At 60.7% G+C, this 8003-nt stretch carries 7 protein-coding genes and 1 pseudogene; 6 read left to right on the top strand and 2 right to left on the bottom strand.

The window, feature by feature from the left end:
• Positions 1 to 1951 (bottom strand): TonB-dependent receptor (locus ACHWRX_RS12760; RefSeq protein ID WP_394659471.1); only part of this gene is annotated, 1951 nt, incomplete at its 3' end.
• A 179-nt stretch (positions 1952 to 2130) separates the two neighbouring features.
• On the opposite strand from ACHWRX_RS12760, the gene ACHWRX_RS12765 reads away from it, so the two are divergent.
• From ACHWRX_RS12765 to ACHWRX_RS12780, 4 genes are all read left to right on the top strand, one after another.
• On the top strand, positions 2131 to 3135 hold the full coding sequence (locus ACHWRX_RS12765; protein WP_394659472.1) for an NADP-dependent oxidoreductase: 1005 nt from the start codon (positions 2131 to 2133) through the stop codon (positions 3133 to 3135).
• A 17-nt stretch (positions 3136 to 3152) separates the two neighbouring features.
• Positions 3153 to 3620 carry a nuclear transport factor 2 family protein gene (locus ACHWRX_RS12770; RefSeq protein ID WP_394659473.1) on the top strand — a complete coding sequence of 156 codons (468 nt, stop codon included), beginning with the start codon at positions 3153 to 3155 and terminating at the stop codon, positions 3618 to 3620.
• A gap of 161 nt (positions 3621 to 3781) precedes the next feature.
• Positions 3782 to 4282 (top strand): hypothetical protein, encoded by a 501-nt coding sequence (locus ACHWRX_RS12775; protein ID WP_394659474.1) that lies wholly within the window; start codon positions 3782 to 3784, stop codon positions 4280 to 4282.
• 59 nt (positions 4283 to 4341) lie between these two features.
• On the top strand, positions 4342 to 5205 hold the full coding sequence (locus ACHWRX_RS12780) for a hypothetical protein (RefSeq protein WP_394659475.1): 864 nt from the start codon (positions 4342 to 4344) through the stop codon (positions 5203 to 5205).
• Positions 5206 to 5211: 6 nt separating this feature from the next.
• Here the strand turns inward: ACHWRX_RS12780 and ACHWRX_RS12785 are convergent, their stop codons facing one another.
• Positions 5212 to 6426, bottom strand: a complete 1215-nt coding sequence (locus ACHWRX_RS12785; RefSeq protein ID WP_394659477.1) for a glycosyltransferase family 87 protein — start codon at positions 6424 to 6426, stop codon at positions 5212 to 5214.
• Positions 6427 to 6681: 255 nt separating this feature from the next.
• On the opposite strand from ACHWRX_RS12785, the gene ACHWRX_RS12790 reads away from it, so the two are divergent.
• Both ACHWRX_RS12790 and ACHWRX_RS12795 read left to right on the top strand, forming a co-directional pair.
• The gene (locus tag ACHWRX_RS12790) at positions 6682 to 7677 is read left to right on the top strand and encodes a sterol desaturase family protein (protein ID WP_394659476.1); all 996 of its coding nucleotides are present in this window, start codon (positions 6682 to 6684) and stop codon (positions 7675 to 7677) included.
• A gap of 29 nt (positions 7678 to 7706) precedes the next feature.
• Positions 7707 to 8003, top strand: a pseudogene (locus ACHWRX_RS12795) (hypothetical protein); the annotation flags it as partial.

The raw sequence follows: 8003 nt of genomic DNA on the forward strand, positions 1-8003 counted from the left end.
GCGAACGCGGGGCGAATTCGAACTCGAACTCGGCACCCTTGGTACGCGCGTCGGCGGTCAAGGTCTGGAATGCGAAGATCGGCGAGTTGAAGAAGTCTACCTGCAGATCGCGGTACTTGTAGCTGTACACGTTCAGGTTGAGGCGCAGCTGGTTGTCCATCAGCGTGGACTTGATGCCACCCTCGAAGCCGGAGGCCCGCTCGGGCTCGAACGTCAAATCGCCCAGCGGATCAGGCGACAAGGCCGAATTGATGCCGCCGTTGGAGAAGCCGCCAGACTTGTAGGCCGTCTTGTATGCCGCATAGACCAGCAAGTCGCGTGTGGGCTTCCAGGTCAACGTCGCTTCCGGGGACCAGTTGTTGAAAGTCTGGTTGGCGGTAATCACACCCAGGCCATCGGCAGAATTCTGGGGACGGAAGATCGATGTCACCGCCACGTTGTTGTAGGGCTGGGTGAAGTAGCTGTCCTTCGTTTCATGCGTGTAACGCACGCCGCCCGCCAGTTCGAGGGTGTCGACGATCTTCCACGTCGCCTGCCCGAACAAGGCAAGTGTCTCGCCATCGGTGAAGCTGGTCTTGCGCGTGGCTAGATAGCGGTCCGCGGGCGCGGCCGTGCTGTCTTCCAGTCCGGAAAGGATAATGTACTGGTCGAAATCACGCTTCGTCTTTTGATAGAGCCCGCCGACCATCACGTTGAACGGACCATCGAACGTCGTCAGGGCGCGAAGTTCGGAAGAGAACGCATGCCAAGTCGAATTCTCGGTCGCCCAGTTAGCACCAGTGCTCGATTGGAAGTCACACGCGCAGGCCCAGCGGTTGTTATTCCACTGATAATTGGTGACCGACGTGATGGTGACATCGGGCAGCGTGTACGCGATATTGCCGGTGACCGCCCACGACTTGTAGCGGTTATACAGGCTGCCATCGTCCTTGCCGTACGGCGTCGCTTGCGAGATCACTTCTGGGATCTTGTTCTGATGCGTCACGAAGCGATCGCCGCAGGCGTAGCCGGTAAGCTGGCTGACGCCGCCCGGGCAATTGAACGCCACGTAGTTCCAGCTGCTGTTGTTCGTCTTGTTGTAGCTGCCTGAAGCCTTGACCGTCGCGGTCAGGCGGTCAGTCGGCTCCCACTTCAAGGTGACGCGGCCCAGCAGTTCCTTTTCGCCCGGCTGATTGCGGGCTGCGGGGTTGGCGACAAGGCTGCCGGTCCGTCCAGTCGCGACATCGATGGTGGGGTAATCGAATGGCTCCGCCACGTTCTTGAAATAACCATCGTACATCTTGGATGCACGCAGCGCGACGCGAATGCCCAGCGTATCGGTCAATGGATTGGATGCAACGAACTCACCCACAACTTGCTGTGAACGGAATTCGTAACCGATGCGACCGTAGTATTCAGCCTCCTTGCCCGGATCGGCGGTAGTGATCGAGATCACGCCCGCGGTCGCGTTCTTGCCGAAGAACAGTGCTTGCGGGCCCTTCAGGATTTCGATCCGACCAAGATCGAAGAACCCCTCGTTGATGACGCGGCCCTGACCGTAATAAACGCCGTCGACAACCGTGGCGACTGACTGCTCGATACCGATCGAAGTGGAGGAAGAACCGATACCGCGCATCGTCAACTGTGCGCCAGACCCGTTGGATGCGCGGCCTACGGTGAAGTTCGGCGTTCGCGCAGCGATCTTCTCGATGCTGGTGATATCCTGCTGGCGGATCGTGACAGGCGAGATCGCGGTCACGGCGACCGGCACGTCCTGCACGCTTTCCTGCCGCTTGCGCGCGGTCACGATGATATCTTCCAAACCGCCCTGGCTCGCCGCGTTCTCAGCCGTGCTGGCCGAAGCGGACGGAAGCGTGGCAGAGGCGGCGGCCTCCTGCGCCATAACCGGAGCAGAAAACATCGTCCCGGCCAGAAGGATCGATATGCGAGAAAAAGCGCGATGATATGTCATCGAATTAACCACTCCCAGAAAATCCGGCCTTCATTGTTTCCACGGTTCTTCCCGTGGATTTTCGCCGCCTGTTACATCCGAATTACGCGACCGTCGATTGGCGTCACCTAGCGAAGACATCAGGTTGCCCCGATCCGGGTTGTCGTCGATCCAGTAATGCCCTGCAGGAGAGGCTGAACATGTCCGATAATCGCGTGTGGACTTTGCGCGCCTATCCTGAAGGCCTGGATTTCGCCTCCGCCATCTTTCTCGATCGGCAAGCCATGCCCGTCCCCGCCGAGGGGCAGGTCACGATCGCGGCCGACTGGCTCTCGCTCGATGCGGGGACCAGAATGTGGATGACGCCGCGCATGGACAGCTACCAGCCGCCGATCCCGCTGGGCAGCGCCGTGCCAGGGCAAGTGCTGGGCCGGGTGCTGGAATCCCGTGCGCCTGGATTTGCCCCTGGCGATCTGGTGCGCGCGTTCGGCCAATGGGCCGATGTCTCCTGCGTCGATCCGTTTACGTCCGGATTGACGAAGCTGGACGCGACCGTGACCGATCCTCGCCTGCACCTGGGCCCCCTGGGCATGAATGGCTGGACCGCGCTCGTCGGGATCGAGGAAGTGGCGCGCACCCAGCCAGGCGAGACGGTGCTTGTCTCCGCCGCCGGCGGCGCCACCGGCATGCTGGCCGCGCAGATCGCGCGTGTGCTGGGCGCGCGCGTGATCGGGATCGCGGGCGGGCCCACGAAATGCGCTTTCCTGACCGACGAACTTGGGCTGGACGCCGCCATCGACCATCGTGATCTCGATGTGGAAGCCGCGATCGCCCGCGCCGCGCCAGACGGGATCAACGTCTATTTCGAAAACGTCGGCGGCCCCCTATTGGACGCCGTGCTGCCGAACATGGCGCACTACGGACGCATCGCCATTTGCGGATTGATGGCAAACTACGCCCAGGCACAGCCCGGACCGCAGCGCTTCGATCAGATCCTGGCCCGTCGATTGCAAGTAACTGGCTTCTTCTCCCCCGATTTCGCCCATCGCGGCCCCGAACTGACCGCACGACTGCGCGGCTGGACGGATGCGGGGAAGCTCGTGACCCCGTTCGACGAAACCGCAGGACTGGAACATGTGCTGTCCGCCTATGCCCGCCTCTTTACCGGGGCCAACATCGGCAAGGTCGTCGTGCGGGTAAGCTGAAGAAACAAGGGAGGGAGATGATGGACACAACCGAAAGACTGCTCGCGATCGAGCAGATCAAGCAGCTGAAGGCCCGCTACTTTCGCTGCATGGACACGAAGGATTGGGCAGGACTACGAGAAGTGTTCTGCGATGATGCCATGTTCGATGCGCGTGCTTCGCTGAATCTGGATGGCGCCGGCGATGGCCCCGGGGCAGAGAGCAACGATTGGGTCTATCACGGCGGCGATGGCATCACGCAGTTCGTGCGCGATGCCGTCTCCACCAGGCGCACCGTCCACCACGGCCATTGCCACGAAATCGAAATCCTGTCCGAAACCGAGGCGCAAGGCGTCATCGCCATGGAGGACAAGGTCTGGGATTTGGCCGATGGCACGCCGATCCTTCACGGCAGCGGCCATTATCACGAGACCTATCGCCACGAGAACGGGGCCTGGCGCATCCTGACCTCACGCATCACCCGGCTTTACCTAAAACTAGGTTGATCCCGTGCCGGCGGAGGCGCGCACGATCCCGCATCGCGCGTAGGCCTCACCGGTTCTTAACCAAACCCGTTCATGGAAGCAGTTAGCTTCTGAATTTGCAGGGAACGTGGACGGTGACGATCAGAACGGCGTGTGCTGGGGATTTGCCTCACACAAAGGCAGTGCCTGCGTTCGTCACCACGCTGGCCCAAGCGTTGGGACAACCATGGGTACGCGCACTTGCGTATGCCGCGTGCATCCTCACCGGCTGGATCGGCTGGATCGGCACCTTCCCGCTCGACGACGCCTACATCACGCTCCACAATGCACGCGCCCTGCTGGCAGGCGCAGACACGACATATGGCGGCAGCCCGCTGGTGGGCGCGACGAGCCTGGTACACCTCGCACTGCTGGCGCTGCTGGGCCACGTCCTACCCCTGGTTACAGCATCATGCCTGCTGAACATCCTCGCCGCCGGTGCCTACGCCGCGGGCCTGGACAAGCTGGCGCGAAATTGCGGCGTGGCCGGTTGGCAAGCGCTGGCATACACATTGGTCGGATTGACGGCTGGATCGGTCGCGCTTCATCTCTGCAATGGTCTGGAAACAGGCCTGGCTCTGGCGATGGCGACTTGGTTGCTTGTTCTCGCACAGGCCCGAATTCTCCGGTCCTGGCCGGAATAGCTCCGTTCATCCGGCCTGAACTGGGCTTACTCGCCGCACTTTTACTGGCTCCACAAGTCATGCGTCGTGACCGGCGTGCTGGTATGTTAATGCTGGGCCTTACGGTCCTCACAGCGACGCCCTTTGCGCTGTGGAGCTTATGCGAAAGCGGCCATGTCCTGCCCAACACGATCGGGGCCAAGCTGGCATTTTTCGCGCAAAGCCAAATAGATCCGGTCGGCCGGGTTAAAGCCGTGCTGGTTTGCCTCGTCGCCTCCCAGCTTTTGCCGCTGTTCGCAGGTCTTGCCGCGGCCTGGCACAATACGCTGACAAGCATCTGTATGGTATTCATCATCACGATACTGGCAGTCGCGCTGGCAACGGAACCGGCGTCTTTAGGATGGAATGAGTATCGTTACCTGATGACGCTGATTCCGATTCTCCTGTTCTGCTGCATGCAGCTGACATGTGGCAAGCAGGGGCATCTCTTGCCCTTGGCACTGCTGACTTGGTCTATTATGCTGCTCCCCGCAACACTCGCCAACCTGTGGAATAGCGAGCAAAAGACCGCCGTTGAACTACGCGCGCTTGCGCATGTCGCCGCTACGATCCCGCCTGGCACTCCTGTGCTGGTGCATGACGCAGGAATGATCGCGTGGGTCGCCCCACAGTTGCGCCTGATCGATGTCGTAGGTCTCAAGACGCCATACAGCGCGGCGGCTCATCGACGCTCTACGCTGGCAAGCTGCGGATGGGATAGCGCGCTGAATGACACCGCCGGCCACTTCCACGTCCAATACATGATCGTCCTGCAAAAGCCGATGTGGAATTGCGTGGCTTCCAATTTGATCCGCGCGGGATGGAGTGCCAGGGCCCTGCCCTATAACTCTGCAACCAGCCAGTATCGCGCCTTTGCGATCCAGCCGTTTAGCGAAACGCATTGAGTACCGTTAACGCCGTTCGCGTCGCAGGAGCATGGCGGACCAAAGACACGCGGCCAGTAGGGCCGGAGCGATCAGCGCCGGGGCGGTGGGCGACGTGGACAGTTCCGACCCTGCCACACCCGTATCTACAAGTTTCTCCATCACGACCTTGGTGGCCAAGCCGTATCCTCCGGCGAACCACGTCAGCCCCGTCAAGCACGCCAACTCGCCCGGACCGGCCCGCGCCAGCAAGTCCGGGATGATGAAAGCGATGCCAATGCCCAGTATCGCCAGGTCATAATCGTAGCAGTATGGGCTGACCAGCACGGCACAAATGCAAGCCAGCGCTGCTATATATCGCGTTGGCATTCCCCTTTTTAGCGCAAAGCCAAACAGCATTAGCGCACCTCCCGCGCATAACGCTTGGCCGGCCATCGCTGCTGCCGAAGATAGCCCGAAGCTGAAAAGCGTGGCGTAGACGGACGACATCCGGAACAGTTGGTAATAGCCGGACTGAAGGAATCCTGTCGCCTCTCGCATGGCCGAGAAAAAAAGGCTCCATATCCCCGCACCGTAAAACCACGTCACCAACCCAATGAGCAAGACGGCAATCGTCGCTGCCATCGCCACCAAACCGATCGAGCGCCGCCACAAGGCGATAATCCCGATCGAGAAAGCCAGATGCGGCTTGATAATCAGCACGCCCAAAATCGCGCCGGCACGTTGGTCCCGTTCGCCAAATGCAGCCAACAGAAATGCACCGATCAACCCAGAAATCAGGAAACCGTTTTGTCCGGTCCGCAAATTGATGATGATCACCGGAGCTACTGCGATCAGGGCGCCGGGCAGGTACTCGCCGCAAATACGCCGCAGGACTATCAGATAGAATGCAAAGGACAGTCCCGCGAATAATGCGTAAGACATACCGATCGGCAGTAGTGAAAGGCCTTGCGCAAAGGCGGTGAACGGCGGCGGATAAGTCCATGGCATGAAGCTAGGCGTGCCCGACACCCGCCTTTGCTCCAAAAAAAAGGAACGAGCGTCGTAGGCATCGGCCAACCGACCATGTGCGGCGAGGCGGCCGGCGATATGGAACGCATCAAAGTCAGTCAGCGCATGCGGCGAACCTGGGGAGGCCGACTGTGAGAATCTCACGGCGGATGCGCAGATCAGGATGATCGCGATCAGCACTATAGCCACGGTGATGCGTCCGCGGCGGGCGAGCGGAATGATAGTCGTCACCAAGCCGTCACTCTTCCCCTATCCACACGGCCGCGAAATGGCCTTTACTGGCCATACGGTACAATCCCATGAAAACGTGTCCATTCCAATCGCAGGACATCATAGGTCAAACCTATGCCCGGCATATCAGATTGCCGGCTAGCGCTATGACCCCGCCTCGGGGATTCAGCCGTCAGATTTTCATTCTTTTCCAGCCTCGTGGTCCTCATGGCCAAGCTGCGGAAAAGGCGGACGAAACTGTACGGGGTTTGAGCCATGGAAGGAGTTCGCGTCGGTAAGCGGATGATCGGCACGCAGGCGCCGGTTACCATCGGGTGGGAGAATATCCCCCGCGTGGAAGGTGGGCCTTTCAAACAGGCGTTCTTTACCTGGTTCCAGCCCGCCGTGCTCTTCGGCTTGATCCTGTTCTGGTATTACGCCCCTAATTCCATCGCGAAGGCTTCCACGGCGATCGGTATCAGTATCGGCTTTCGCGTGCTGATGCTCACGATGGAGCACTTCTTCCCCCGCTACGAAAGCTGGAGGCTGACCTGGAAGGAACTGGCGACCGACCTGTTCTACGTCGGCCTGGGCTATACGATCCTCAACGTGGTCGAGGATTTCATTGGTGCCGGCGCGATCATCGAGGCGGTGCAGCACAGCGCCGACTGGGAGAAGTTCCACTGGTTCACCGGCTTGCCGCTGCTGCTGCAGGCGTTCCTGATCTCGTTCATCTTCGACTTCGGCCAGTACTGGATGCATCGCGGGATGCACAACTGGTACCCCCTGTGGCTGCCCCACTCGGTCCACCACTACATCACCCAGCTGAACATCAACAAAGGCGCGGTCGGCAACCCGGTGGAGTTGTTCCTGATTGGCCTGGGTATCGGCGGCTTCTTCGATTTCCTGCCGCGGGCCGCGCTGCTGGCCGGTGCGCTAGGCCTGGCCGTGGGAACGTACCAGCACATCAACGTGCGGTTCAACACGCCGCGCTGGTGGCGCTTCACCTTCAACACCACCGAGCACCACAGCCTGCACCACTCGCAGGATTTCGAGGCCAGCCGCAGCAACTTCTGCAACACCTGGATCATCATCGACCGCTTCTTCGGCACTTGCGTGGATGGGGAAGCCGAACTGCTGGGCATGGAAGGCGGCCGCCGCATGTCGATCCGCGAGCAGATGACTTATCCGTTCACCGAAGGCTGGAAATCGATCAAGGAGCGCATCGATCGCACCCGCTACGGCCAGACCAGCGCGGTACCGGCCGAGTGAGCGCGCCACTCAGCTTTGCCGGCCACCCGATGTCCAGCACCCCCATCGACGACGCGCCTAAACCCGGACTGTTAGACTGGATCTGGCATATCCGGGGCGAAATCCCCCTTGCGCCCGGACAGACGAGTGAGGATGCGTTCGACCGTGTCGCGCCCCTGTTCGATGCGCGAGGCACCAGCCACCGCCGCATGGGCGACACGCTGACCTTCGACAAGAAGGACCCCGATGCGCAGGACAAGATGGCGGTGTTCGATCGCGGCACGCTGACGGTGGATCGCAACGGCCCTGCCCCGGCGCTGCGCTATCACCTCGTCAGTCGCGCGCTG

It is taken from the genome of uncultured Novosphingobium sp. (genome assembly GCF_964277725.1).
GTDB lineage: Bacteria > Pseudomonadota > Alphaproteobacteria > Sphingomonadales > Sphingomonadaceae > Novosphingobium > Novosphingobium fluoreni.

Coding starts and splice junctions, on each gene's coding strand:
- ACHWRX_RS12765 (WP_394659472.1), top strand. CDS start 2,131: ATGTCCGATAATCGCGTGTGGACTTTGCGCGCCTATCCTGAAGGCCTG.
- ACHWRX_RS12770 (WP_394659473.1), top strand. CDS start 3,153: ATGATGGACACAACCGAAAGACTGCTCGCGATCGAGCAGATCAAGCAG.
- ACHWRX_RS12780 (WP_394659475.1), top strand. CDS start 4,342: ATGCGTCGTGACCGGCGTGCTGGTATGTTAATGCTGGGCCTTACGGTC.
- ACHWRX_RS12790 (WP_394659476.1), top strand. CDS start 6,682: ATGGAAGGAGTTCGCGTCGGTAAGCGGATGATCGGCACGCAGGCGCCG.